Consider the following 24,932-nt stretch of genomic DNA (forward strand, 5'->3'; position numbering starts at 1 on the left):
AGGCCTTACAGCAGCGCCAGTAAAAAGAGTAATTCACCCAGCTCAATCGCCGCCCCGAGAGTATCCCCGGTCTGCCCGCCGAGGGTTCGCTTCAGCGCCCATCCCAGACCCCAGATCAGCACCAGGGTGATCAGCGCGGCGCGCAGGCCCTGCAGCCCCAGCAGGACGGTGGCCAGCGCTACCCCCATCACCATCGTCACCAGCGTCTGCTGCAGGCTAACTTTGCCAATAAACAGATTGCCCAGCCCCTTTTCCCGCGCGTAGCGATGACGATACATCAGCAGCACCGCCATTCCGCGACCGACGGCGCAGGCCGCCGCCAGCGCGGCGATGGGGTGGGTATCGCGCAGCAGCAGCTCGCCGACCACCAGCACTTTCGCCACCAGCACGAAGATCAGCGCCAGCCCGCCGTGGGTGCCCAGCCGGCTGTCGCGCATGATCTCCAGCATCCGATCGCGGGTGCGGGCGGAGAAGATGCCGTCGCAGGTATCAGCCAGCCCGTCAAGGTGAAATCCGCCGGTGAGCAGCGCCAGCGCCAGCACGCCGAACAGCGCCGCCAGCGGGACGCCGCACCACGGCTGCAGGAGGAGCGCCACTGCGCCGGCGATGGCGCCGAGCAGTAAACCGACCAGCGGAAAGGTGACGATACTGCGCTGGTACTGTTCGATCTCCAGGCCCTGAGATAACCGCGCCGGGACCGGCAGGCGGCTGATAAACGAGAGTGCAGCAAAGAATGACTTAATCACGTGAGGTTGACTCCTGTCGGCGAAAGCAGCGGAAGAGTTCGGTCGCGCCCGGTCAGCACCTGAGTTTGTCTTCTGGCGAATCGATCGTCGGAGAGGTGAGAGGTGTTGAGATATCGCTCTGACGCCGCTGCGTCAGATGCCCGGCCAGGATGAGAGAAACCTTTCCGATATCAATACGTTTTCGCGGGGCAGTATAGCAAAGAGTCGGTGAGGAGAGTCAGTTGCCGGGACAAAGTTTTGCAGAAAAAGAGACGAATGGGGAGGTAGAGCAGAACAGCCCGGCGACGTCGATCGCCGCCGGACCGGCAGGGATTAGCCTTCGACTTTGGCTTCGCCCATCACTTTCAGTTTTTTGGAGATGTCGCGGCGCTCTTTGGACAGCTCGGCATTTTTGATGATGTAATCATCAACGCGATCTTCGTAATCGCTCTTCATGCTGGCGATGATGCCCTGGATAGCTTCCACGCTCATGCCCGGTTTGATGTAGTCGCTGAGGTTGTCCAGCAGCAGAACACGCTTCTGGTTATCACGGATCTTTTTCTCAACGTCCTGAATTTCACGCTGCAGTTTGTTCTTACGACGGTACAGACGAACAAACTCCAGTACGTCCTGGAAAGAAGGCTTAGTTGTTTCCATTTTTACACCCCTAATAATTGAGATTCGGATTCGTAAAGCGACTGCGTTATAGGGCTAACATAACTGCTAGCAGTCGCTGATGACAATGTTTTTTCCTTTGCGTTTATCATAACCCTAAACGCTGCTGAATCGAAACAACCCATGCAGTTACCCGGTGCATCTGGTGCTTATTTGCGCAACGCGCGGCAGATCAGATGCGACAGCAGCTCCAGCTGGCGCGCCAGTTCAATCGAGAGCCAAACATAGCCATGAATTGGGGTTTCCGCCAGGCTGTCGTCCCCCTGCTCTTTCATCAGCTGGCGCAGTTCGAGGACAATTTCATTCAGCTTTTCATTGTTGGCGCGAACGGGCTGAGGGTTCCCTTCATACAAGGCGTGGGCGATGGCCAACAGCGTCTGCTGGGTCATCTGCTGCGTCTCCCGCAGGGTGTGCGCATTGAGCATCACAAAATGACCCGGACGGGTGGCCCACCAGGCGTTGATCTGCAGCTCCAGCATGCAGACGAGGTTGCGGCTGACGGTCTGGATAGCCTCGAAGATCGCCTTCTGGATGTGCGTCTCTTTGCTGGCGGGGGTGATCAGCCCGCGCATTTTGACGACGTCGTTCAGCGCCTGCTGGAGATGCTTTTCCAGCCGCGGCCGATCCACCAGATTTGGCGAGAAGCCGGCCTGGTAGAGGCGGTTAAAGTTGGTGACATAGCTGGCCATCTGGATGCGCCAGTGGATGAACGCCCGCTGCGGCCAGATACCGGTAAACAGCATCGCCAGCAGCGAGCCGAAGATCACGTCGCCGCTTCGCCACAGCGCGGTATGCATATCGCCGGGCGGCGCCCCGACCACCACCGACAGGGTAATGCCGATCAGCAGTGCCTGATAGGGTTTCTTGCCCAGCGCCAGCCAGCCGCAGAGGAACATTGCCGCCGCGCACCAGAGGACCATCAGCGGCAGGGAGATGAGCTCAAGCTTCAGCGCCACCAGCCCCAGCGCCGAGCCGAGGATCGTGCCGCCGATGCGCTGAAACGCCCGCGGCACGACGTTGCCCCAGAAGGAGATCGGCCCCATCACCACCACCAGGGTGATGAGAGGCCAGGTCCCCTCAGGCACGTTCAGCAGCCGCACCAGCAAAAAAGTGAGCACAAAGGCCAGCGCAATCCGCACGCCATGCACCACCCGATAATGGCGATACAAGCGGATCTCAAATGGCTTGAGTGATTTATCAGCGCGCACAACCCTCTCCGGCAAAACGAAAAGGCCAATTGTAACTGCTTTTTCGCCCGGAGCGTGCCGGGAATGTAAAAATCCTTGTCCGGAACAGGGGTAAACCGCTACGACGCGACGCGCTCAACGGGGACATACATGTCGATATCCCAGTAGCCGTCGTGGTTGCCGTCGTTGAGATAGATCTCAAAACAGGGCCTGGGGGCCACGCGATACGTTGTGCTCTGCAGCAGGCTGTCGAAAAACTGCATCCACGGGGTGGCAAAATCGTAATCCACCACCCGCGCGCGGGCGCAGGCGTAATCCCCGCCGGCAATCGCCGCCAGTATCACCCCTTCGCTGTTGGCGGGAATGACGTAATCCTCGTCAACGGCGACCACGGTAGCGCAGCGCAGTTTTTCCGCCGGCACTTCCTCCGGGTTATCGTAGTAGACGGCAAGCCATTCACGGGCGGGCACCTGATGGTTCTCAACCCACATCATCAGTTGCGCAAACCCCTGCTTGACCGTTTGATCCCAGGGCCCGACCAGATGGAAACCGGCAATGGTTTTCTTGCCGAGGGTGGTGATACTGTAGTTCATCTTGCCTCCTTTGGGGATAAATGACTGTATGAATATACAGTTAATTTAACAGGAGATCCCCCCTCAGTATGTGCGCGAATTCACAGAGTCGCCATCACACTGCTGAAAAAACAGGCGCCCCGCCAGCAGGAGCGACAGACGAAAAAAAACCGCCTGCAAAGAGGCGGTTATCATGGTTACAGCTCGTGGTGCAGGTAATCGCTCATTCGCGAGAACACCCCGCCTTTATTGATGCTTTCGAGGGTGACCAGCGGATAGTGCCCCACCACCTTGTCGCCGTCATACAGCGAAATCTCGCCGACCCGCTGGTTGGCGGCGATCGGCGCCTCCAGATCCTTCTTATCCAGCACATATTTCGCTTTAATCCGCGACACTTCCGCCTTCGGCAGCGCTAACCAGAAATCCTGATCGGTGCCGAGCTTAATCTGCTCTTTATCGCCGTACCAGATGCGTTCGGTGCCGACCTTCTGGCCTTTCTGCAGCACCTGCACGGTGTCGAAGTTCTGCTGCCCCCAGTGCAGTAGTTTCGCGGCCTGCTGCTCGCGGCCTTTCGGACTGTCCGCCCCCATCACCACGGCGATCAGCCGGCGCTGGCCATCCACCGCCGAGGCGATCAGGTTGAACCCGGCGCCCGAGGTGTGGCCCGTTTTCAGGCCATCGACGTTCATGGTTTTATCCCACAGCAGACCGTTACGGTTTTGCTGGGTGATCCCGTTCCACGTCAGGCTTTTCTGGCTGTACATGTGGTAGACGTCAGGTTCGCCATGAATAATCGCCCGCGACAGCACCGCGAGGTCATAGGCCGAACTGTGCTGGCCCGGGGCGTCGAGGCCGTGGACGGTTTCGAAATGGGTGTCCCGCAGGTGCAGTTTTTCGACATACTGATTCATCAGGGCGACAAACTGCGGCTGGCCGCCGGCGACATAGTCGGCCAGCGCGACGCAGGCGTCGTTACCGGAGTCGACAATCAGCCCACGGCTGAGGTCGCGGACGCTGACCCGATCCCCTGGTTTTAAGAACATCAGGGATGACCCGTCGAACACCGGGTTGCCCTTCGCCCAGGCGTCTTTACCCACGGTGACGATGTCGTCAAAGGTGATACGATGGCTGTCGATGGCGCGATCGACCACGTAGCCGGTCATCAGTTTGGTCAGACTGGCAGGATTGCGCTGCTGATGTTCGTTACCCGCGGTCAGGACCTGACCGGTGGTGTAATCCATCAGCACCCAGGAGCCAGCCTGAATAGCCGGTGGCGCGACCGTAGCAGGGAAGTCGACGGCAAATGCGCAGGAAACGCTCGAAGCGAGCAAAGATACAGCAATAAACAAACGGCCTTTCAACGGCATATCCTCTAGATTTACAGATCCGCCGTCCTTTTTACGGAACTTCGCGTTTCATATCAGGGTTTAATTGCAAGAAAATATGACACAGCAGAGGAAGTTGCTTGCCGTTACCCTTCTGATGACCGGGCAAATCGTTTACCATACCGGTCGCACGCCACCACGGATAATGAACAGACTATGCAAGATAGCGTCAACCAGCCCGGATTTTTATTCCACGATTATGAAACCTTCGGCACCAGCCCTTCCCTCGACCGGCCGGCGCAGTTCGCCGCCATCCGCACCGACGCGGAGCTGAACGTGATCGGCGAGCCCGAGGTGTTTTACTGCAAGCCCGCTGACGATTATCTGCCGCAGCCGCAGGCGGTGATGATCACCGGGATCACCCCGCAGGAAGCGCTGGCCAAAGGGGATAACGAGGCCACATTTGCCCGCCGCATCCACAATCTGTTCACGGTGCCGCAAACCTGTATCGTCGGCTATAACAACGTGCGCTTTGATGACGAAGTGACGCGGAATATCTTCTATCGCAACTTCTATGACCCTTATGCCTGGAGCTGGCAGCACGATAACTCGCGCTGGGATCTGCTCGACGTGATGCGCGCCTGCTATGCCCTGCGTCCGGAAGGGATCACCTGGCCGGAGAATGACGAGGGTTTGCCCAGTTTCCGGCTTGAACATCTGACCGTCGCCAACGGTATTGAACACCAGAACGCCCATGACGCGATGGCCGATGTGTACGCCACCATCGCCATGGCGAAGCTGGTGAAAACCCGGCAGCCGCGGCTGTTTGATTATCTCTACAGCCACCGCAATAAGCGCAAGCTGGCGACGCTCATCGACGTGCCGCAGATGAAACCGCTGGTGCATGTCTCCGGCATGTTTGGCGCCGCGCGCGGCAACACCAGCCTGGTGGCGCCCCTGGCCTGGCATCCGGAAAACCGCAATGCGGTGATTATGGTCGATCTGGCGGGCGATATGGCGCCGCTGCTGGAGCTCGATGCCGATGCCTTGCGCGAGCGGCTTTACACCCCGCGCGCCGAGCTTGGCGATCTGCCGGCGGCGCCGATCAAGCTGGTGCATCTCAATAAATGTCCGGTGCTGGCTCAGGCCAATACCCTGCGCCCGCAGGATGCCGACCGGCTGGGGATCTCCATTCAGCGCTGTCTGGAGAATGCCCAGCTGCTGCGGGCGAATCCGCAGGTGCGCGAGAAAGTGGTGGCGGTCTATGCCGAAGCCGAGCCGTTCGTGCCGTCCGAAAACGTCGACGCCCAGCTTTACAATGGGTTCTTTAGCGATGCCGACCGCGCGGCGATGAAAATCGTGCTGGAAACCGAACCGCGCAATCTGCCGGCGCTGGATATTACCTTCGCCGATAAGCGTATCGAACGCCTGCTGTTTAACTATCGGGCGCGCAACTTCCCCGGCACGCTCGATGAACATGAGCAGCAGCGCTGGTTAGAGCACCGTCGTCAGGTGTTTACGCCAGAGTTTTTGCAGGCCTATGCCGATGAGCTGCAGATGCTGTATCAGCAGTATGCGGATGATAAAGAGAAGCTGGCGCAGCTGAAGGCGCTGTGGCAATACGCACAGGATATTGTCTGATTGGCTGACATTCCCGGGTTGCGGCTAACGCCTTACCCGGGCTACAAACGATGGCTGGACTCGTAGCCCGGGTAAGACGCCTCGCGTCGCCCCCGGGAACGTTGCTTAGCTTTTCGCGCGGCTGGCGATGATTTCATCCGCCACATTACGCGGCGCTTCCGCGTAATGGTGGAACTCCATGCTGTAGGTTGCCCGTCCCTGAGACATCGAGCGCAGCGTGGTGGAATAACCAAACATCTCCGCCAGCGGCACGTCGGCGCGGATGATCTGGCTGCCGAAGCGCTCTTCCATCCCCTGCACCATCCCGCGACGGGAAGAGAGATCGCCCATAATGTTCCCGGCGTACTCTTCCGGCGTCTCCACCTCGACGTGCATCACCGGCTCAAGGATCACCGGATCCGCTTTGCGCGCGCCTTCCCGGAAGCCAAAGATCGCCGCCATGCGGAACGCCATCTCCGAGGAGTCCACGTCGTGGTACGACCCGAAGGTCAGGGTCGCTTTCACGTCAACCACCGGATAACCCGCCAGCACGCCGGTGCCCATCGCTTCGCGCAGCCCTTTCTCCACGGAAGGGATGTACTCGCGTGGCACCACGCCGCCTTTGGTGGCGTCCTCGAAGACGAAACCGCTGCCCGGCTCCAGCGGCTCCAGGGTCAGCACGACGTGCCCGTACTGCCCTTTGCCGCCGGACTGGCGCACAAATTTGCCTTCCACGTCCGTCACTTTCTTGCGCAGGGTTTCGCGGTAGGTGACCTGCGGACGACCAATGTTGGCCTCGACGCCAAACTCGCGCTTCATCCGGTCGACAATGATCTCCAGATGCAGCTCGCCCATGCCGGAGATAATCGTCTGGCCGGACTCTTCATCGGTATGTAGACGGAACGACGGATCTTCCGCCGCCAGCCGCTGCAGCGCGATGCCCATTTTCTCCTGATCCGCTTTGGTCTTCGGCTCAATGGCCAGCGAAATCACCGGCTCCGGAAACTCCATCCGTTCGAGGGTAATGATCGCATCCGGATCGCACAGCGTATCACCGGTGGTCACATCCTTCAGACCGACGCAGGCCGCGATATCCCCGGCGTGCAGTTCGTCAACTTCGTGGCGGTCGTTGGCCTGCATCAGCACGATACGCCCGATGCGCTCTTTCTTGCCCTTCACCGGGTTCCACACCGCATCTCCTTTCTTCAGCGTCCCGGAGTAGACGCGGATAAAGGTCAGCTGGCCGACGTAGGGGTCGGTCATCAGTTTAAACGCCAGCGCCGACAGCGGCTCATCGTCGCTCGGATGGCGTTCCGCCGGCTGGCCTTTCTCATCAACGCCCTGTATCGCCGGAATATCCAGCGGCGACGGCATCAGCTCCACCACCGCATCGAGCATGCGCTGCACGCCTTTGTTTTTAAAGGCGCTCCCGCAGAGCACCGCCTGGATTTCCCCCTTCACCGTGCGCTGGCGCAGACCGGCAACGATCTCCGCCTCGTCCAGCTCGCCGGTTTCCAGGTATTTATCCATCAGCGCGTCGCTGGCTTCCGCCGCCGCCGAGACCATTTTCTCCCGCCACTGCTGTGCCGTCGCCAGCAGATCGTCAGGGACAGGCCCATAGCTGAAGGTCATGCCCTGGGTGGCGTCATCCCACAGGATGGCGCGCATTTTCACCAGATCGACAACGCCGGTGAAATGCTCTTCGGCGCCAATGGGGATCACAATCGGCACCGGGTTGGCCTTCAGGCGGTCGATCATCATCTGCACCACGCGGAAGAAGTCCGCGCCGGGGCGGTCCATCTTGTTGACGAAGGCCAGCCGCGGAACGTGGTATTTATTTGCCTGGCGCCAGACGGTTTCCGACTGGGGCTGCACCCCACCGACGGAGTCATACACCATCACCGCGCCGTCGAGCACGCGCATGGAACGTTCCACCTCAATGGTGAAATCCACGTGCCCCGGGGTGTCGATGATATTGATCCGGTGCGGCTCGAAGCTGCGGTCCATACCCGGCCAGAAGCAGCTCACCGCCGCCGAGGTAATGGTGATCCCGCGCTCCTGCTCCTGGGCCATCCAGTCGGTGGTTGCCGCGCCATCGTGTACTTCACCAAGCTTATGGCTCATCCCGGTATAAAACAGGATGCGCTCGGTGGTGGTGGTTTTACCGGCATCGATATGCGCGGAGATACCGATGTTGCGATAACGTTCGAGGGGGATGGGTCGGGGCATGATGCGTCCTTAGTCGTTTTGACTGTCAGTCTGCGGTCGGAATGATCCGCAGTTCATTTAACTGCCGCCTATCATAGTACAACTGTACGAGTATATTCGAACTATTTTTGCTATTATTACGATTGGTCAGGTTGCGGCGGCGCGCGTGGCATCAGAACCGGAGTTTGGGTATAGTAGCCGCCAGCCGCCGATATGGGCTGCGGCTGCCATGCGCCGCGCCACCGCCGACACAGGATTATTATGATCGCCAATCACCCCGAACGAGAACAAATTCGCCTGGAAAATGTCCTTTCCGCGCTCGGTAACCCACTGCGACTGGAGATCATCCGCACGCTGGCCGACGGCAGCGAGCTGAGCTGCAACGCTCTGCGCCAGGAAGAGGTGGCCAAGTCCACCATGACCCACCACTGGCGCGTCCTGCGCGACAGCGGTGTGATCTGGCAACGGCCTCAGGGACGGGAGAACATGATTTCGCTGCGCCGGGAAGATCTGGACGCCCGTTTTCCCGGCCTGCTGGATACGCTGCTGAACGTGATGCAGCAGCCGTGAATCGCTAACCGACAGCCTACTCCTCTCCCGCCAGCCGCTGATACTGCCTGAAACGGGCCCGGGCATCGTCCTCCGTTTGCCGGAACAGCGCGTCCGCCAGATCCGGCGTGGTTTTATGCAGCGCGGCATAGCGCACCTCGCCGAGCAAAAAGTCGCGGAAACTCTCTTCCGGCTCTTCGGAGTCCAGTATAAACGGCGTTTTGCCCTCGGCTTCCCGCTGCGGATGATAGCGCCACAGGTGCCAATATCCCGCCTCCACCGCCCGCTTCGCCTCGCGCTGACTGCAGCGCATCCCGGCTTTCAGACCGTGGTTGATACAGGCGGCATAGGCGATCACCAGCGACGGTCCCGGCCAGGCCTCGGCCTCGGCGATGGCCCGCAGGGTCTGATCTTTATCGGCGCCCATGGCGATCTGGGCGACGTAAACATTGCCGTAGCTCATCGCCATCATGCCGAGATCTTTTTTACGCGTGCGTTTCCCCTGAGCGGCAAATTTGGCGATCGCCGCCACCGGGGTCGATTTGGACGACTGGCCGCCGGTGTTGGAGTAGACCTCGGTATCAAACACCAGAATATTGACGTCTTCCCCACTGGCCAGCACATGATCGAGGCCGCCAAAGCCGATATCGTAGGCCCAGCCGTCGCCGCCGAAGATCCACTGCGAACGCCGGACGAAATAGTCGCGGTTCTGCCAGAGCTGCTCCAGCAGCGGGACGCCCTCTTTTTCCGCCGCCAGCAACGCACTGAGGCGGTCCGCGCGCTCGCGGGTCCCCTCCCCCTCATCCTGCTGCGCCAGCCACTGCCGCATCGCGGCGTGAAGCGCGTCGCTGACTGGCAGCGCCAGCGCGGCGGTCAGCTCCTCGGCGATCTGTTGGCGGATCGCCTGGCCGCCAAGCATCATGCCGAGACCGAACTCGGCGTTATCCTCAAACAGCGAGTTTGCCCAGGCCGGCCCGTGGCCGCGATGGTTGGTGGTATAGGGCATCGAAGGCGCGCTGGCGCCCCAGATCGAAGAGCAGCCGGTGGCGTTGGCGATCAGCATCCGGTCGCCAAACAGCTGGGTGATAAGCCGGGCATAGGGCGTTTCTCCGCAACCCGCGCAGGCGCCGGAAAACTCCAGCAGCGGCGTTTCGAACTGACTGCCTTTGACCGTCGTTTTGCGAAACGGGTTATCTTTTGGCGCCAGTCCCAGGGCGTAATCCCAGACCGGAGCCATCGCACGCTGGCTGTCGAGGGAGACCATCTGCAGCGCCTTGCCGCGCGACGGGCAGCTCTCCACGCAGTTGCCGCAGCCGGAGCAGTCCAGCGGCGAGATGGCCAGATGATAGTGATAGTCTTTGGCCCCCTGGGCGGGTTTACTCAGCAGCCCGGCGGGAGCCGTGTCCTGCTCTTCAGCGCTCAGTAACGCCGGGCGGATCGCCGCATGCGGGCAGACAAAGGCGCACTGGTTACACTGGGTACAGCCGTCAGGCTGCCAGACCGGCACCTCCAGCGCGATGCCGCGCTTCTCCCAGGCGGCGGTGCCGGAGGGAAAGGTGCCATCTTCCATCCCGGCGAAGGCGCTCACCGGCAACAGGTCGCCACGCTGGCGGTTCATGGGCTGCAGGATATCGCGGATGAAGTCCGGCATCAGGGCGCTCGCCTGCGGTGCCGGCGCCTCGAGGGTCGCCCAGTGGGCGGGTACCGTCACCCGGTGCAGCGCCGCCATCCCCAGCTCGATAGCCCGCTGGTTCATCTCAATGACGCTCGCCCCTTTGCTGCCATAGCTTTTCTCCACCGCCTGCTTGAGATAGTCTGCCGCCGTTTGCGGATCGATAATCGCCGTCAGCTTAAAGAACGCCGCCTGCATCAGCATGTTAAAGCGCCCGCCGAGGCCCAGCTCGCGGGCAATGTCCACCGCATTAAGGGTATAAAAGTCGATCTTTTCCTGCGCCAGATAGCGCCGGACGCTGACCGGCAGGTGCTGCTCCAGCTCTGCCTCGGACCAGCTGCAGTTGAGCAGAAAGGTGCCTCCCGGCTTCAGCCCCTCCAGCAGGTCGTAGCGGTCGACATAGGATTGCTGAGAGCAGGCGATAAAATCGGCCCGGTGGATCAGGTAGGGCGAGGTGATCGGCCGGTCGCCAAAGCGCAGGTGCGAAACGGTGATCCCCCCGGACTTTTTCGAGTCGTAGGAAAAGTAGGCCTGGGCGTAGAGTGGCGTGTTATCGCCGATGATCTTGATGGCGCTTTTGTTCGCCCCGACGGTGCCGTCCGAGCCCATCCCCCAGAATTTACAGGCGGTGATCCCGGCATGGGAGACCGCCAGCGGTTCCTGCCGGGCGGGCAGCGAGGTAAAAGTGACATCATCGACAATACCCAGGGTAAAGCCGTCCTTCGGCTGCGGCTGCCTGAGGTTGTCAAACACCGCGGCGATATCGTTGGGCAGCACGTCCTTACCGCCGAGCGCGTAGCGGCCGCCGACGATCAGCGGCGCATCGTCGCGTTGATAGAAGGCGTTCTTGACGTCGAGGCACAGCGGTTCCGCCTGCGCCCCCGGCTCTTTGGTGCGGTCAAGGACGGCAATACGCTGCACGCTGGCGGGCAGTTGCGCGAAAAAGTGCGCCAGCGAGAACGGCCGATAGAGATGGACGCTGAGCAGCCCCACCTTCTCCCCCGCCGCATTCAGCGTCTCCACCACCTCCTGGACGGTGTCGCACACTGAGCCCATGGCGATAATCACCCGCTCGGCATCCGGCGCGCCGTGGTAATTAAACAGGTGATATTCCCGCCCGGTCAGCGCGGTGATCTTCGCCATATAGCTTTCCACCAGATCGGGCAGTGCGAGGTAGAAGCGGTTACCCGCCTCCCGCTCCTGGAAGTAGATATCCGGATTTTGCGCGGTGCCGCGGATCACCGGATGATCCGGGTGCAGCGCCTGCCGACGAAAGCGCTCCAGCGCCGGCCGGTCCAGCAGCGTCGCCAGTTGCTCATACGCCAGCACCTCAATTTTCTGTATTTCGTGCGAGGTGCGAAAGCCGTCGAAGAAGTTGATAAACGGGATCCGCCCGGCGATCGCCGCCAGGTGCGCCACCGCCGACAGGTCCATCACCTGCTGAACGTTATTCTCCACCAGCATGGCGCAGCCGGTCTGGCGTACCGCCATCACGTCCTGATGGTCGCCAAAAATATTCAGCGAATTGGTCGCCAGCGCCCGCGCGCTGACGTGAAAAACGCCCGGCAGCAGTTCACCGGCAATTTTGTACAAATTGGGGATCATCAGCAGCAGCCCCTGCGACGCGGTGTAGGTGGTGGTGAGCGCTCCCGCCTGCAGCGCGCCGTGCACCGCCCCGGCGGCACCGGCTTCGGATTGCATCTCCATCAGGCGCACCGGCTGGCCAAACAGATTCTTTTTCCCCTTAGCGGCCCATTCATCGACATTTTCCGCCATCGGCGTGGAGGGGGTGATGGGGTAGATGGCCGCCACGTCGGTAAAGGCGTAGGAGATCCAGGCCGCCGCCGTGTTGCCATCCATTGTTTTCATGTTTCCGGACATCGTTCAATCCTCAAAGGTGAGCGTTCTCTTTACCGCGGCAGCCCGCGGCAAACCCTGTCACCTCTCCAAGCACAGCCTGTGCCAGCTCGCGAATTGCCGCCTGTCACTCATCAATTCAACAGGTTAAGGGAAGAAACGCACAGGCCCGTCCGGCGGGATTGCGGGGAATAAGACACTGTGCGCGACAAGCTGTTGAACAGGTGACAAAGCGCCGCGCCGGGCCCGTGGCGGGAAATTGTTCTGTTTCGCACATTTGGTAGCGTTATTGTGCCGTTTGCTCAGCCTCCCGGCGCGGCCGTTTTACAAAAAACACTTATTGATCAAATAACTGAGCAAAAATTCGCAGCTGGTACGTTCCCTGCACTTCTCTGCTGGCAAACACTCAACAACAGGAGAAGTCACCATGACCATGCGTCAATGCGCTATCTACGGTAAAGGCGGTATCGGTAAATCCACCACCACCCAGAATCTCGTCGCGGCCCTCGCCGAGATGGGTAAGAAAGTGATGATCGTCGGCTGTGATCCGAAAGCGGACTCCACCCGTCTGATCCTCCACGCTAAAGCCCAGAACACCATCATGGAGATGGCGGCGGAAGTGGGCTCGGTCGAGGATCTGGAGCTCGAAGACGTGCTGCAAATCGGCTATGGCGATGTCCGTTGCGCCGAATCCGGCGGCCCGGAGCCAGGCGTCGGCTGTGCCGGACGCGGGGTGATCACCGCCATCAACTTCCTCGAGGAAGAAGGCGCCTATGAAGAAGATTTGGATTTCGTCTTCTATGACGTCCTCGGCGACGTGGTCTGCGGCGGCTTCGCCATGCCGATCCGCGAAAACAAAGCCCAGGAGATCTACATCGTCTGCTCCGGCGAGATGATGGCGATGTATGCCGCCAACAATATCTCCAAAGGGATCGTGAAGTACGCCAAATCCGGCAAGGTGCGCCTCGGCGGCCTGATCTGTAACTCGCGCAAAACCGACCGGGAAGACGAACTGATCATCGCCCTGGCGGAGAAGCTTGGCACGCAGATGATCCACTTCGTTCCCCGCGACAACATTGTGCAGCGCGCGGAGATCCGCCGGATGACGGTGATCGAGTACGACCCGACCTGTCAGCAGGCCAACGAATATCGTCAACTGGCGCAGAAGATCGTCAATAACACCAAAAAAGTGGTGCCGACGCCGTGCACCATGGACGAGCTGGAATCGCTGCTGATGGAGTTCGGCATCATGGAAGAAGAAGACACCAGCATCATTGGTAAAACCGCCGCTGAAGAAAACGCGGCCTGAGCACAGGATCCTCACCATGACCAACGCAACAGGCGAACGTAACCTTGCGCTCATCCAGGAAGTCCTGGAGGTGTTTCCCGAAACCGCGCGCAAAGAGCGCAGAAAGCACATGATGATCAGCGATCCGCAGATGGAGAGCGTCGGCAAGTGCATTATCTCGAACCGTAAATCGCAGCCCGGGGTGATGACCGTGCGTGGCTGCGCCTATGCGGGCTCGAAAGGGGTGGTGTTTGGGCCAATCAAAGACATGGCCCATATCTCGCACGGCCCCATCGGCTGCGGCCAGTATTCGCGCGCCGGACGGCGCAACTACTATACCGGCGTCAGCGGTGTCGACAGCTTCGGCACCCTGAACTTCACCTCTGATTTTCAGGAGCGCGATATTGTTTTCGGCGGCGATAAAAAGCTGACCAAACTGATCGAAGAGATGGAGCTGCTGTTCCCGCTGACCAAAGGGATCACCATCCAGTCGGAGTGCCCGGTGGGCCTGATCGGCGATGACATCAGCGCCGTGGCCAACGCCAGCAGCAAGGCGCTGGATAAACCGGTGATCCCGGTGCGCTGCGAAGGCTTTCGCGGCGTATCGCAATCGCTGGGCCACCATATCGCCAACGACGTGGTGCGCGACTGGGTGCTGAACAATCGCGAAGGGCAGCCGTTTGCCAGCACCCCGTATGATGTTGCCATCATTGGCGATTACAACATCGGCGGCGACGCCTGGGCCTCGCGCATTCTGCTGGAAGAGATGGGGCTGCGCGTAGTGGCGCAGTGGTCCGGCGACGGCACCCTGGTGGAGATGGAGAACACCCCATTCGTTAAGCTTAACCTCGTCCACTGCTACCGTTCGATGAACTATATCGCCCGCCATATGGAGGAGAAACATCAGATCCCGTGGATGGAATATAACTTCTTCGGCCCGACCAAAATCGCCGAATCGCTGCGCAAGATCGCCGATCAATTTGATGACACCATTCGCGCCAATGCGGAAGCGGTGATCGCCAAATATGAGGGGCAGATGGCGGCCATCATCGCCAAATATCGCCCGCGGCTGGAGGGGCGCAAAGTGCTGCTGTACATGGGGGGGCTGCGACCGCGCCACGTCATCGGCGCCTATGAGGATCTCGGGATGGAGATCATCGCCGCCGGCTACGAGTTTGCCCATAACGATGATTACGACCGCACCCTGCCGGACCTGAAAGAGGGCACCCTGCTGTTTGACGATGCCAGCAGCTATGAGCTGGAGGCCTTCGTCAAAGCGCTGAAACCTGACCTCATCGGCTCCGGGATCAAAGAGAAATATATCTTCCAGAAAATGGGGGTGCCGTTCCGCCAGATGCACTCCTGGGACTATTCCGGCCCCTATCACGGCTATGACGGCTTCGCCATCTTTGCCCGCGATATGGATATGACCCTGAACAATCCGGCGTGGAACGAACTGACTGCCCCGTGGCTGAAGTCTGCGTGATTGCCCCTTCACTGTCCCGTCAGTCCACCGATTTGTGGCGCGGGAGGAGAACACCATGAGCCAAACGATCGATAAAATTCACAGCTGTTATCCGCTGTTTGAACAGGATGAATACCAGACCCTGTTCCAGAATAAAAAGACCCTTGAAGAGGCGCACGACGCGCAGCGTGTGCAGGAGGTTTTTGCCTGGACCACCACCGCCGAGTATGAAGCGCTGAACTTCCAGCGCGAGGCGCTGACCGTCGACCCGGCCAAAGCCTGCCAGCCGCTCGGCGCCGTACTCTGCGCGCTGGGGTTCGCCGGCACCCTGCCCTACGTGCACGGCTCCCAGGGCTGCGTCGCCTATTTTCGCACCTACTTTAACCGCCATTTTAAAGAGCCGGTCGCCTGCGTCTCCGACTCCATGACCGAGGACGCGGCGGTGTTCGGCGGCAACAACAACATGAATCTGGGCCTGCAGAATGCCAGCGCGCTGTATAAACCCGAGATTATCGCCGTCTCCACCACCTGTATGGCCGAGGTGATCGGCGACGATCTGCAGGCGTTTATCGCCAACGCCAAAAAAGAGGGATTTGTTGACGACAGCATCGCCATTCCTTACGCCCATACCCCCAGCTTTATCGGCAGCCATGTCACCGGCTGGGACAATATGTTCGAAGGGTTCGCGAAGACCTTTACCGCTGACTACGCCGGGCAGCCGGGCAAACAGCAAAAGCTCAATCTGGTGACCGGATTTGAGACCTATCTCGGCAACTTCCGCGTGCTGAAGCGGATGATGGCGCAGATGGATGTCCCGTGCAGCCTGCTCTCCGACCCATCAGAGGTGCTCGACACCCCCGCCGACGGCCATTACCGGATGTACGCCGGCGGCACCAGCCAGCAGGAGATCAAAACCGCGCCGGACGCCATTGACACCCTGCTGCTGCAGCCGTGGCAGCTGGTGAAAAGCAAAAAGGTGGTTCAGGAGATGTGGAACCAGCCCGCCACCGAGGTGGCCGTTCCGCTGGGCCTGGCCGCCACCGACGCGCTGCTGATGACCGTCAGTCAGCTGACCGGCAAACCGATCGCCGACGCTCTGACCCTGGAGCGCGGCCGGCTGGTCGACATGATGCTGGATTCCCACACCTGGCTGCATGGCAAAAAATTCGGCCTCTACGGCGATCCGGATTTCGTGATGGGGCTGACGCGCTTCCTGCTGGAGCTGGGCTGCGAGCCGACGGTGATCCTCAGCCATAACGCCAATAAACGCTGGCAAAAAGCGATGAAGAAAATGCTCGATGCCTCGCCGTACGGTCAGGAAAGCGAAGTGTTCATCAACTGCGACCTGTGGCACTTCCGGTCGCTGATGTTCACCCGTCAGCCGGACTTTATGATCGGTAACTCCTACGGCAAGTTTATCCAGCGCGATACCCTGGCGAAGGGCAAAGCCTTCGAAGTGCCGCTGATCCGTCTGGGCTTTCCGCTGTTCGATCGCCATCATCTGCACCGCCAGACCACCTGGGGCTATGAAGGCGCAATGAACATCGTCACGACGCTGGTGAACGCCGTGCTGGAAAAACTGGACCACGACACCAGCCAGTTGGGCAAAACCGATTACAGCTTCGACCTCGTTCGTTAACCATCAGGCGCCCCGCCGCAGGCGGGGCCAGGAGGGAGTATGCCCATCGTGATTTTCCGTGAGCGCGGCGAGGCGTTGTATGCCTATATCGCCAAACAGGATCTGGAGGCCCGGGTGCTCCAGGTCGAACATGACGAGACGGACCGCTGGGGCGGCGCGATTGCCCTCGAGGGGGGACGTCGCTACTACGTCAATCCGCAGCCGGGGCGACCCGTCTTCCCGATAAGCCTGCGCGCCACCCGCAGCACGCTGCTATAAGGAGCTGGAAATGTCCGACAACGATACCCTTTTCTGGCGTCTGCTGGCGCTGTTCCAGACGCTGCCGGAGCTGCAGCCGGTGCAAGTCGTCGACTGGCTGGCGCAGGAGTGCGGCGAAACGTTGACCCCGGCACGGTTAACCACCCTGACGCAGCCTCAGCTGGCCGCCAGCTTTCCTTCGGCGACGGCGGTGATGTCCCCGGCCCGCTGGGCGCGGGTCATCGCCTGCCTGCAGGGGGTGCTGCCCGGCCATTTGCGCATCGCCCGCCCCCCTCAGCGAACGCCGCAGCTGCGGGTCGCTTTTTGCTCGCAGGATGGCCTGGCCATCAATGGTCATTTTGGCCAGAACCGGCTGTTTTTTATCTATGCCTTCGATGACCAGGGAGGCTGGCTGGCGGATCTGCGCCGCTATGCGTCTTCTTCTGCGGCGTCGGACGCCAGCGAGATGCGCGCCAGGCTGCTGGAGGATTGCCATCTGCTGTTTTGTCAGGAGATTGGCGGGCCTGCCGCCGCGAGGTTGATCCGCCATCAGATCCATCCAATGAAAGCGCCGCCGGGCACGACGATTCAGGCTCAGTGCGACGCGGTAAGCGCGATGCTGGCCGGTCGGCTGCCGCCGTGGCTGGCGAAGCGCCTCAATCGGGATAACCCTCTGGAGGAACGTGTTTTTTAATCGTTGCGTTTTGCTTGTTGCCCGCCGACCCCGCGGGCCTTTTTTTGCCCCCGCAGGGAACATTCTTTCAGCAAGGCAAGCGCCGCAGGACAGGGACAAAAGTAACAGCCGGGGGTTGGGCGCATCAGGAAAATTGGCGAGAACGCAGGCGCGCATCCAGGACTGGCCGCCAGGACGGCGGCCAGAGGGCGGTCGAGACAAGGATGTCGAGTCCGCCCGTTCCGCCAGATGAAGCCGGAGTGGAGCGGACCGCGCAGCGGCAATTTTCAGCGCCATGCTGGGGGTCATGGGGGGCGGGCGAAACGCCCCCCATGCCGTTCACCCGCAGAGGGCGCAATGAAATAGTGAGGAAGGTCGGTGAACGGAATATTCCACCTTATCGACCCTTCCCGTCATTCGCCAATATGCGGCAATACTGTCGCGGTAAATCCAGTTATCAGCGCGATAAATCATGCCTTCCCCCTGTTTGATTGTTGCCTTTGTCGCAAAACCCACAACCCTTTTCCCTTAAAAATCAATCTCCCTCTCCCTGGAGCGCGAATTGCATCACCTCTCCGGTCTCCCACCGTCAACGAGGTCACTATGAAGGGAAAGGAAATTCTGGCGCTGCTGGACGAACCCGCCTGCGAGCACAACCAGAAGCAAAAATCCGGCTGCAGCGCTCCTAAGCCCGGCGCAACCGCCGGCGGCTGCGCCTTCGACGGCGCGCAGATAACGCTCCTGCCCATCGCCGACGTCGCGCACCTGGTGCACGGCCCCATCGGCTGCGCGGGCAGCTCGTGGGATAACCGCGGCAGCGTCAGCGCCGGCCCGGCCCTCAACCGGCTCGGCTTTACCACCGATCTTAACGAACAGGATGTGATTATGGGCCGCGGCGAACGCCGCCTGTTCCACGCCGTCCGTCACATCGTCGACCGCTATCATCCGGCGGCGGTCTTTATCTACAACACCTGCGTACCGGCGATGGAGGGGGATGACCTGGAGGCCGTCTGCCAGGCCGCACAGACCGCCACCGGCGTCCCGGTCATCGCCATTGACGCCGCCGGTTTCTACGGCAGTAAAAATCTTGGCAACCGAATGGCGGGCGACGTGATGCTCAGGCAGGTGATTGGCCAGCGCGAACCGGCCCCGTGGCCAGACAACACGCCCTTTGCCCCGGCCCAGCGCCACGATATCGGCCTGATTGGCGAATTCAATATCGCCGGCGAGTTCTGGCAGGTCCAGCCGCTGCTCGACGAGCTGGGGATCCGCGTCCTCGGCAGCCTCTCCGGCGACGGCCGCTTTGCCGAGATCCAGACCCTGCACCGGGCGCAGGCCAATATGCTGGTGTGCTCGCGCGCGCTGATCAACGTCGCCCGGGGGCTGGAGCTGCGCTACGGCACGCCGTGGTTTGAAGGCAGCTTCTACGGGATCCGCGCCACCTCCGACGCCTTGCGCCAGCTGGCGACGCTGCTGGGGGATGACGACCTGTTCCGCCGCACCGAGGCGCTGATCGCCCGCGAAGAGCAGGCGGCGGAGCAGGCGCTGGCGCCGTGGCGCGAGCAGCTCCGTGGGCGCAAAGTGTTGCTCTACACCGGCGGCGTGAAATCCTGGTCGGTGGTATCAGCCCTGCAGGATCTCGGCATGACCGTGGTGGCCACCGGCACGCGGAAATCCACGGAGGAGGACAAACAGCGGATCCGTGAGCTGATGGGCGACGAGGCGGTGATGCTTGAGGAGGGCAATGCCCGCACCCTGCTCGACGTGGTGTACCGCTATCAGGCCGACCTGATGATCGCCGGCGGACGCAATATGTACACCGCCTGGAAAGCCCGGCTGCCGTTTCTCGATATCAATCAGGAGCGCGAGCACGCCTACGCCGGCTATCAGGGCATCATCACCCTCGCCCGCCAGCTCTGTCTGACCCTCGCCAGCCCCGTCTGGCCGCAAACGCATGCCCGCGCCCCGTGGCGCTAGGAGAACACCATGGCAGATATTATCCGCAGTGAAAAACCGCTGGCGGTGAGCCCGATTAAAACCGGGCAACCGCTCGGGGCAATCCTCGCCAGCCTTGGGCTGGCCCAGGCCATCCCGCTGGTCCACGGCGCCCAGGGCTGCAGCGCCTTCGCCAAAGTTTTCTTTATTCAGCATTTCCATGACCCGGTGCCACTGCAGTCGACGGCCATGGATCCGACCGCCACGATCATGGGGGCCGACGGCAATATCTTCACCGCGCTCGACACCCTCTGCCAGCGCCACAGCCCGCAGGCCATCGTGCTGCTCAGCACCGGTCTGGCGGAAGCGCAGGGCAGCGATATCGCCCGGGTGGTGCGCCAGTTTCGCGAGGCGCATCCGCGCCATAACGGCGTGGCGATCCTCACCGTCAATACCCCGGATTTTTTTGGCTCGATGGAAAACGGCTACAGCGCGGTGATCGAGAGCGTGATCGAGCAGTGGGTCGCGCCGACGCCGCGTCCGGGGCAGCGACCCCGGCGGGTCAACCTGCTGGTCAGCCACCTCTGTTCGCCAGGGGATATCGAATGGCTGGGCCGCTGCGTGGAGGCCTTTGGCCTGCAGCCGGTGATCCTGCCGGACCTCTCGCAGTCAATGGATGGCCACCTCGGTGAAGGGGATTTTACGCCCCTGACCCAGGGCGGCGCCTCGCTGCGCCAGATTGCCCAGATGGGCCAGAGTCTGGGCAGCTTCGCCATTGGCGTGTCGCTCCAGCGGGCGGCATCGCTCCTGACCCAACGCAGCCGCGGCGACGTGATCGCCCTGCCGCATCTGATGACCCTCGACCATTGCGATACCTTTATCCATCAGCTGGCGAAGATGTCCGGACGCCGCGTACCGGCCTGGATTGAGCGCCAGCGCGGCCAGCTGCAGGATGCGATGATCGACTGCCATATGTGGCTTCAGGGCCAGCGCATGGCGATGGCGGCGGAGGGCGACCTGCTGGCGGCGTGGTGTGATTTCGCCCGCAGCCAGGGGATGCAGCCCGGCCCGCTGGTCGCCCCCACCAGCCACCCCAGCCTGCGCCAGCTGCCGGTCGATCAGGTCGTGCCGGGGGATCTTGAGGATCTGCAGCAGCTGCTGAGCCACCACCCCGCCGATCTGCTGGTGGCTAACTCTCACGCCCGCGATCTGGCGGAGCAGTTTGCCCTGCCGCTGATCCGCGTCGGTTTTCCCCTCTTCGACCGGCTCGGTGAGTTTCGTCGCGTCCGCCAGGGGTACGCCGGTATGCGAGATACGCTGTTTGAGCTGGCCAATCTGCTGCGCGACCGCCATCACCACACCGCCCTCTACCACTCGCCGCTTCGCCAGGGCGCCGCTCCCCAGCCGGCTTCAGGAGACGCTTATGCCGCCCATTAACCGTCAGTTTGATATGGTCCACGCCGACGAGTGGTCGATGAAAGTCGCCTTCGCCAGCTCCGATTACCGCCACGTCGATCAGCATTTCGGCGCCACGCCGCGGCTGGTGGTCTACGGCGTCAAAGCCGACCGGGTCACCCTGCTGCGGGTGGTGGAGTTCCCGGTCGCCAGCGGTCACCAGACCGAGAAGATAGCCGAGCGCATCCATGCCCTTGAGGATTGCGTCACCCTGTTCTGCGTGGCGATTGGCGAGGCGGTTTTTCGCCAGCTGCTGCAGGTGGGCGTCCGCGCCGAACGCGTCCCAGACCAGACCACCATCCTCGGCTTGCTGCAGGAGATCCAACTCTCCTGGTATGAAAAAGCGCAGCGCCGCAGCGCGCGGCAACGCGATCCGCAGCGCTTTAACCGCCTGCTGGAGGAGCCGGCGTGGCGGGAGGAGCCCGACCCGCTCCCCTGATCCTGTCGTTTATGTGACAAAGCCCACAAAACGCCACAACAGTGTCGGCCCTGTCGGGGGCGCTTAACCCGTCAGGTCATTAACAAATAAGGTTTTTATGCGTTGGTATCGCAATTGCTTGGGGGTCAGTACCACCGCCAGTCTGCGGTGTACCGCGCCCCGGCGTTTTCGTCATCATCCCTGGAGCTGACAGCATGTGGAACTACTCCGAGAAAGTGAAAGACCATTTTTTTCATCCCCGCAACGCGCGCGTGGTCGACAACGCCAACGCGGTGGGCGATGTGGGTTCATTAAGCTGCGGCGATGCGCTGCGCCTGATGCTGCGGGTTGATCCGCAGACCGAGATCATCGAGGAGGCGGGCTTCCAGACCTTCGGCTGCGGCAGCGCCATCGCCTCCTCTTCCGCGCTGACGGAGCTGATTATCGGCCACACCCTGACCGAAGCCGGGCAGATCACCAACCAGCAGATCGCCGACTACCTCGACGGTCTGCCGCCGGAAAAAATGCACTGCTCGGTGATGGGCCAGGAAGCGCTGCGTGCGGCCATCGCCCATTTTCGCGGCGAAAGCCTTGAGGAGGAGCATGAGGAGGGCAAGCTGATCTGTAAGTGCTTCGGCGTCGACGAAGGGCATATTCGCCGGGCCGTGGTGAACAACGGCCTGACCACCCTCGAGGAAGTGATCAACTACACCAAAGCCGGCGGCGGCTGCACCGCCTGCCATGAAAAAATTGAGCTGGCTCTGGCGGCGATCCTCGCCCAACAGCCGCCAGCGCCCCTGCCAGCGGAGACGACCCACGATGCGCACTGGCAAAGCGTGGTCGATACCATCAACGAACTGCGCCCGCACATTCAGGCCGACGGCGGCGACATGACGTTGCTCAACGTCACCCCGCGTCAGGTGACCGTCAGCCTCTCCGGCAGCTGCAGCGGCTGCATGATGACCGACATGACCCTCGCCTGGCTGCAGCAAAAGCTGATGGAGCGTACCGGAACTTACATGGACGTGGTGGCGGCCCCGGCCGCGGTTAACTAACCCAAGGGGGATACGATGAAACCTGTTTATCTCGATAACAACGCCACCACCCGTCTCGACCCGATGGTTCTCGACGCGATGATGCCCTTTTTAACCGACTTTTACGGCAACCCTTCGTCGATACACGATTTTGGTCTGCCGGCGCAGGCGGCCCTTGAACGGGCGCACCAGCAGGTGGCCGCCCTGCTCGGGGCCGACTACCCCAGCGAGATCATCTTTACCTCCTGCGCCACCGAGGCCACCACCACCGCCATCGCCTCGGCGGTGGCCCTGATGCCGGAGCGGCGCGAAATCATCACCAGCGCGGTCGAACATCCCGCCACTCTGGCGGTGTGCGAACAGCTGGAGCGTCAGGGATACCTGATCCACCGTATCGCCGTGGATCAGCAGGGCGCCCTGGATATGGCGCAGTTTCGGGCGGCGCTTAGCCCGCGCGTGGCGCTGGTCAGCATCATGTGGGCCAATAACGAAACCGGCGTCATGTTCCCGGTGCCCGAACTGGCGGAGCTGGCTCATGAGCAGGGCGCGCTGTTTCACTGCGACGCGGTGCAGGTGGTGGGCAAAATCCCGATGGCGCTCAGCCAGACGCGGATCGATATGCTCTCCTGCTCGGCGCATAAATTCCACGGTCCCAAAGGGGTGGGCTGCCTCTGGCTGCGGCGGGGAACGCGTTTTCGCCCGCTGCTGCGCGGCGGCCACCAGGCGCATGGCCGGCGGGCCGGTACGGAAAATATCAGCGGCATTGTCGGGATGGGCGCCGCCAGCGAGCTGGCACAGGTTCATCTGCCGGGCATGGCGCAGATTAGCCAGCTGCGCGATCGTCTTGAACAGCATCTCCAGGCCACTATCCCGGCGGTGACGGTGATGGGCGGCAGCCAGCCGCGGGTGCCCGGCACTCTCAATCTGGCCTTCGAGTGTATCGAGGGCGAGGCAATCCTGCTGCTGATGAATCAGGCCGGGATCGCCGCCTCCAGCGGCAGCGCCTGCACCTCCGGCTCGCTGGAGCCGTCGCACGTCATGCGGGCAATGAATATCCCCTACACTGCGGCCCACGGCACCATCCGCTTCTCCCTCTCACGCTATACCCGGGAAAAAGAGATCGACTACGTCATCGCCACCCTGCCGTCGGTTATCGACCGGCTGCGCGCCCTGTCGCCCTACTGGCGACAGGGTCAGCCGCACCTGCAGGATGGCGCCTTCACGCCGGTCTACGGCTAATGCGGGGAGACAATGATGGGACGCGTACTGATTAACGACACCACCCTGCGCGATGGTGAACAGAGTCCCGGCGTGGCCTTTCAGGCCAGCGAAAAGATCGCCATCGCCGAGGCGCTGTACGCGGCGGGGATCGAAGCCATGGAGGTCGGCACCCCGGCGATGGGCGAGGAGGAGTGCGCCCGCATCCGGCAGGTGCGCCGTCAGCTCCCGGGCGCCACGCTGATGACCTGGTGCCGGATGCAGGCGGGAGAAATTCGCCAGAGCGCCGACCTGGGCATGGACTGGGTGGATATCTCCATCCCCGCCTCCGACAAGCTGCGGCAGTACAAACTGCGCGAAGGCTTACCGCTGCTGCTGGAGCGGCTGGCGGCCCTGATCCACCTCGCCCACACCCTTGGCCTGAAGGTCTGCATTGGCTGTGAGGACGCCTCGCGAGCCAGCGACGCGACGCTGCAGGACATTGCCCACCTGGCCCGGGAGGCGGGAGCCACCCGTCTGCGCTATGCCGATACCGTCGGTATCCTCGACCCGTTCACCACCGCGGCGCAGATCGCCGCCCTGCGCCGCGTCTGGCCCGGCGAACTCGAGATGCACGCCCATAACGATCTGGGCCTGGCTACCGCCAACACCCTGGCGGCGGTGCGCGCCGGGGCCACCAGCGTGAACACCACCGTGCTGGGCCTGGGCGAACGCGCGGGCAACGCGGCGCTGGAGACCGTGGCGCTCGGACTGGAGCGCTGCCTGGAGGTCAAGACCGGCGTGCGTTTCACCGCCCTGCCGGCGCTGTGCGAACAGGTGGCCCTCGCCACCCGCCGCCCGGTGGATCCCCAGCAGCCGCTGGTGGGTGAGCTGGTCTTTACCCACGAATCCGGCGTGCACGTTGCGGCGCTGCTGCGCGACAGCGAGAGCTATCAGGCGATCGACCCCGCCCTGCTGGGCCGCGGCTATCGGCTGGTGCTGGGCAAACACTCCGGTCGCCAGGCGGTTAACGGCGTCTTCGATCGGATGGGTTATCACCTGACATCAGCGCAAATTGACCAGCTGCTGCCAGCGCTCCGTCGCTTTGCCGAAAACGGCAAACGCAGCCCGCGGGATGATGAGCTGGCGGCAATCTACCACGCGCTCTGCAGCGCCGAAACGCTGCAGGCCAGGGGGTGAG

20 protein-coding genes are annotated in these 24,932 nt (G+C 61.7%); 13 read left to right on the forward strand and 7 right to left on the reverse strand.

Annotation, left to right across the window (positions count from 1 at the left end):
- Positions 1-5: 5 nt before the first annotated feature.
- The 5 genes from cobS to dacD form a co-directional block, all read right to left on the reverse strand.
- On the reverse strand, positions 6-746 hold the full coding sequence (gene cobS / locus SPE70_RS17530) for an adenosylcobinamide-GDP ribazoletransferase (protein WP_136047314.1): 741 nt from the start codon (positions 744-746) through the stop codon (positions 6-8).
- 312 nt (positions 747-1,058) lie between these two features.
- On the reverse strand, positions 1,059-1,382 hold the full coding sequence (locus tag SPE70_RS17535; protein WP_002911883.1) for a DUF496 family protein: 324 nt from the start codon (positions 1,380-1,382) through the stop codon (positions 1,059-1,061).
- A gap of 167 nt (positions 1,383-1,549) precedes the next feature.
- Positions 1,550-2,608: an FUSC family protein gene (locus SPE70_RS17540; protein ID WP_004203544.1), complete on the reverse strand. Its 1,059-nt coding sequence runs from the start codon at positions 2,606-2,608 to the stop codon at positions 1,550-1,552.
- Positions 2,609-2,706: 98 nt separating this feature from the next.
- A complete protein-coding gene (sbmC, locus tag SPE70_RS17545; RefSeq protein ID WP_324726394.1) occupies positions 2,707-3,180 on the reverse strand; it encodes a DNA gyrase inhibitor SbmC in 474 nt (157 codons plus the stop codon).
- Positions 3,181-3,356: 176 nt separating this feature from the next.
- Positions 3,357-4,520, reverse strand: coding sequence for a serine-type D-Ala-D-Ala carboxypeptidase DacD (gene dacD / locus SPE70_RS17550; RefSeq protein WP_016161444.1), 1,164 nt, complete (start codon positions 4,518-4,520; stop codon positions 3,357-3,359).
- Positions 4,521-4,700: 180 nt separating this feature from the next.
- On the opposite strand from dacD, the gene sbcB reads away from it, so the two are divergent.
- On the forward strand, positions 4,701-6,125 hold the full coding sequence (sbcB, locus tag SPE70_RS17555; protein ID WP_136047310.1) for an exodeoxyribonuclease I: 1,425 nt from the start codon (positions 4,701-4,703) through the stop codon (positions 6,123-6,125).
- Positions 6,126-6,230: 105 nt separating this feature from the next.
- Here the strand turns inward: sbcB and fusA are convergent, their stop codons facing one another.
- Positions 6,231-8,333 carry an elongation factor G gene (gene fusA / locus SPE70_RS17560; protein ID WP_023297933.1) on the reverse strand — a complete coding sequence of 701 codons (2,103 nt, stop codon included), beginning with the start codon at positions 8,331-8,333 and terminating at the stop codon, positions 6,231-6,233.
- A gap of 240 nt (positions 8,334-8,573) precedes the next feature.
- Between fusA and SPE70_RS17565 the strand changes: the two genes are divergently transcribed.
- Complete coding sequence (locus SPE70_RS17565; protein WP_008804136.1) at positions 8,574-8,882, forward strand: ArsR/SmtB family transcription factor; 309 nt, start codon at positions 8,574-8,576, stop codon at positions 8,880-8,882.
- A gap of 16 nt (positions 8,883-8,898) precedes the next feature.
- On the opposite strand, the gene nifJ is transcribed toward SPE70_RS17565, so the two are convergent.
- Positions 8,899-12,414 carry a pyruvate:ferredoxin (flavodoxin) oxidoreductase gene (gene nifJ, locus SPE70_RS17570; protein WP_039104100.1) on the reverse strand — a complete coding sequence of 1,172 codons (3,516 nt, stop codon included), beginning with the start codon at positions 12,412-12,414 and terminating at the stop codon, positions 8,899-8,901.
- A 403-nt stretch (positions 12,415-12,817) separates the two neighbouring features.
- Here nifJ and nifH point away from each other — a divergent pair, with 403 nt between their 5' ends.
- The 11 genes from nifH (at position 12,818) to nifV (ending at position 24,931) form a co-directional block, all read left to right on the forward strand.
- Positions 12,818-13,699 carry a nitrogenase iron protein gene (gene nifH, locus SPE70_RS17575; protein WP_004203553.1) on the forward strand — a complete coding sequence of 294 codons (882 nt, stop codon included), beginning with the start codon at positions 12,818-12,820 and terminating at the stop codon, positions 13,697-13,699.
- 16 nt (positions 13,700-13,715) lie between these two features.
- Positions 13,716-15,164: a nitrogenase molybdenum-iron protein alpha chain gene (nifD, locus tag SPE70_RS17580; RefSeq protein ID WP_012541112.1), complete on the forward strand. Its 1,449-nt coding sequence runs from the start codon at positions 13,716-13,718 to the stop codon at positions 15,162-15,164.
- Between the two features lie 55 nt (positions 15,165-15,219).
- A complete protein-coding gene (nifK, locus tag SPE70_RS17585) occupies positions 15,220-16,782 on the forward strand; it encodes a nitrogenase molybdenum-iron protein subunit beta (RefSeq protein ID WP_008804133.1) in 1,563 nt (520 codons plus the stop codon).
- A gap of 39 nt (positions 16,783-16,821) precedes the next feature.
- Complete coding sequence (gene nifT / locus SPE70_RS17590) at positions 16,822-17,040, forward strand: putative nitrogen fixation protein NifT (RefSeq protein WP_004203557.1); 219 nt, start codon at positions 16,822-16,824, stop codon at positions 17,038-17,040.
- Positions 17,041-17,050: 10 nt separating this feature from the next.
- Positions 17,051-17,713, forward strand: a complete 663-nt coding sequence (locus SPE70_RS17595) for a NifB/NifX family molybdenum-iron cluster-binding protein (protein WP_012967614.1) — start codon at positions 17,051-17,053, stop codon at positions 17,711-17,713.
- 582 nt (positions 17,714-18,295) lie between these two features.
- Positions 18,296-19,669 carry a nitrogenase iron-molybdenum cofactor biosynthesis protein NifE gene (nifE, locus tag SPE70_RS17600; protein WP_117123125.1) on the forward strand — a complete coding sequence of 458 codons (1,374 nt, stop codon included), beginning with the start codon at positions 18,296-18,298 and terminating at the stop codon, positions 19,667-19,669.
- 9 nt (positions 19,670-19,678) lie between these two features.
- Complete coding sequence (nifN, locus tag SPE70_RS17605; protein ID WP_016161449.1) at positions 19,679-21,064, forward strand: nitrogenase iron-molybdenum cofactor biosynthesis protein NifN; 1,386 nt, start codon at positions 19,679-19,681, stop codon at positions 21,062-21,064.
- The gene (locus SPE70_RS17610) at positions 21,051-21,521 is read left to right on the forward strand and encodes a NifB/NifX family molybdenum-iron cluster-binding protein (protein ID WP_008804129.1); all 471 of its coding nucleotides are present in this window, start codon (positions 21,051-21,053) and stop codon (positions 21,519-21,521) included. Before nifN ends, SPE70_RS17610 begins: the two co-directional genes overlap by 14 nt.
- A 194-nt stretch (positions 21,522-21,715) precedes the next feature.
- The gene (gene nifU, locus SPE70_RS17615; protein ID WP_016161450.1) at positions 21,716-22,555 is read left to right on the forward strand and encodes a Fe-S cluster assembly protein NifU; all 840 of its coding nucleotides are present in this window, start codon (positions 21,716-21,718) and stop codon (positions 22,553-22,555) included.
- 15 nt (positions 22,556-22,570) lie between these two features.
- Positions 22,571-23,773 (forward strand): cysteine desulfurase NifS, encoded by a 1,203-nt coding sequence (nifS, locus tag SPE70_RS17620; protein ID WP_023297938.1) that lies wholly within the window; start codon positions 22,571-22,573, stop codon positions 23,771-23,773.
- 15 nt (positions 23,774-23,788) lie between these two features.
- Positions 23,789-24,931 carry a homocitrate synthase gene (gene nifV, locus SPE70_RS17625; protein WP_032700998.1) on the forward strand — a complete coding sequence of 381 codons (1,143 nt, stop codon included), beginning with the start codon at positions 23,789-23,791 and terminating at the stop codon, positions 24,929-24,931.
- Position 24,932: the final 1 nt, after the last annotated feature.

Source organism: Klebsiella sp. ZJOU C1 (assembly GCF_035620215.1).
Classification (GTDB): Bacteria; Pseudomonadota; Gammaproteobacteria; order Enterobacterales; family Enterobacteriaceae; genus Klebsiella; species Klebsiella variicola.